The following is a 2157-nucleotide window of genomic DNA, read 5'->3' as shown; positions in this document are numbered from 1 at the left end:
AAGGCGTGGCCGTTCTTCGAGACAGCCATGCGCAGCCGGCTGAAAGATTTCGCCTGGCAGCACGCTCTGGCTCGGGTGATCATCCAACCGTCACAAACCGCCGAGATCGCCGTCCTGGGCGCCGCCGCCCTTTGTTATGACGCAAAAAAATAGGAGCGCACTCATGAAAAAAATATCGCTACTGCTGGCCGGTTTCCTGGCACTGGGCTTCAGCACCTGCGCCATAAAAACCACATCTGTACCCAAGCCCCAGGCCGGCCTTCGCGCCGGGCTGCGCTCTTCGCCCTACGGGCCGAAAAACGGCTTTCCCGCTCCCGGCTACTGGATCGGCTCCGCCCGCGCCATGGTTTCCCGTTTTAACGGGGCCGTCCCGGCCCTGGTCTGGATCGTCGGCACCATGGATTCGACTGATGGGCCTGAAAATGAATTCACCGGCCGCATCCACCTGAGTTTCCCTTCACCCGGCGGCGAATTTACCGACATCGTGTTCTCCGACACTGACGCCAACGAAGCCTACCTGGAGCAATTCGACCGCAACGGTTTCAAGGTCTGGCTGCAGGTCGAACCGGCCAACGCCGAAGTCGAAACACTGATCAAGCTGGTCCTGGACCGCTACGGCAAGCACCCCTGCGTCATCGGTTTCGGCATTGACGTCGAATGGCTCCACTGGAGCCGGCAAAACAACGAGGGCGTCGAGGTCAGTGACGTTCAGGCCCAAGCCTGGAGCGAACGCATTCGCGCCTACAACCCCGGCTACCAATTGTTCCTGAAGCACTGGCTGGAATCCAAAATGCCTCCCAGCTACCGCCAGGGCCTGGCGTTCATCAGTGACAGCCAGGAGTTCATTTCGCTCGAGCAGATGCTTGCCGATTTCGAAGCCTGGGGCCGGGCATTCTCCGCCTCCCCAGTAGGCTTTCAATTCGGCTATTCGGCCGACGGCGCCTGGTGGCGAAAACTGGCCGATCCCCCGTCCGCTATCGGCAAAGCCATCCAGGCCCGTATTCCCAATACCTCCGACCTGTATTGGGTCGATTTTAGCATGGAAGAAATCTGGCCGCCCCTGGCCGCCGATCAGGGCTATTGATAAACAGACGGGGAACGCTGCCACCATTTGCCAAAAAAGCCCGGATTACGCTATAGTATCATCATGAAAAAATTAACCCTGCTGCGCAGGATAAGTAACTTAGAAAGCAAATTATGTTGTTTTTTTACCAAGTTAATTTGCTTTAAGTTACTAATCGCCGCCATGGTCTGCCTGCTGTTTGGCCTGGCAGCTGCGCCCCAGGACACAAAAAAAAATAGAGAGCCCTTCACCTTTCAATTTGACGATAATTATAAAACTCTGGAAATCCATTACCGGGAATGGGTGAACATGGTGGCCAATATCGCCAGCCCCGAAGAGATAAGCATCTTTTTGCAGCTGCCGACCGTTCGCGACCGCGACATGTTCATCCGCCTGTTCTGGCAGCAGCGTGATCCCAGCCCGGGCAGCGAAGTGAACGAATACCGCAACGAAATCGAAAGCCGTTTCCGCCATGTCAACCAGTATTTCGGACGCGGAACGCCGCGGCCCGGCTGGATGACCGACATGGGACGCCTTTACATGATTTTAGGCGAACCAAACAGCACTGAATCTTTTGACAATGTGGAGGGAATCTACCCCACCCAGGTGTGGTATTACTATGGCGACCAGAAACTTGGTTTGCCGATCTACTTCAACATCACTTTTTACAAAGCGCATGGGACCGGCGAATGGGTATTCTATGATCCGGGCGCCGAAGGCCCGGCAGCGCTGTTGGTCAACAGCGATCAATACACCAGCGCCGATTTCCGCCAGATTTACCAGATCCTGCAGAAAAAAGCGCCGAATCTTGCTGGTCCGGCCTTTTCCATGACCCCCGGCCAAGCACTCGTCAATTTCTCTCCTTCCATGCAAAGTTCTCAGATCATCGCCAACATCTACCGTTCACCCATCCGCTCCATCAATCCGGCTTATGCCGCTAATTTCATTAAATATAAAAGCTATGTCAATGTCGATTCGTCGATTAATTTCATCGAAAATACCCATAACCTGACCATCCTGAGAGACTACTTGTGGGGCTACAACCTGATCACTTTTTCCATCAAGCCAAAAAAAATGACCATAACATTCAATCC

2 protein-coding genes are annotated in these 2157 nt (G+C 54.3%); both read left to right on the top strand.

Features of this window, described 5'->3' with window-relative positions:
• The first annotated feature begins 163 nt into the window (after nt 1-163).
• Nucleotides 164-1084 carry a hypothetical protein gene (locus tag NTW95_06175; protein ID MCX6557006.1) on the top strand — a complete coding sequence of 307 codons (921 nt, stop codon included), beginning with the start codon at nt 164-166 and terminating at the stop codon, nt 1082-1084.
• Nucleotides 1085-1147: 63 nt separating this feature from the next.
• The coding region (locus tag NTW95_06170; protein ID MCX6557005.1) for a GWxTD domain-containing protein at nt 1148-2157 on the top strand (1010 nt) is incomplete at its 3' end.

The organism is Candidatus Aminicenantes bacterium (assembly GCA_026393795.1).
Lineage (GTDB): Bacteria > Acidobacteriota > Aminicenantia > UBA2199 > UBA2199 > UBA2199.
This window is presented reverse-complemented; position numbering and strand designations above follow the sequence as displayed.

Excerpts from the sequence above, each read along its gene's own strand:
- NTW95_06175 (MCX6557006.1), top strand. The coding sequence starts at position 164 with ATGAAAAAAATATCGCTACTGCTGGCCGGTTTCCTGGCACTGGGCTTC.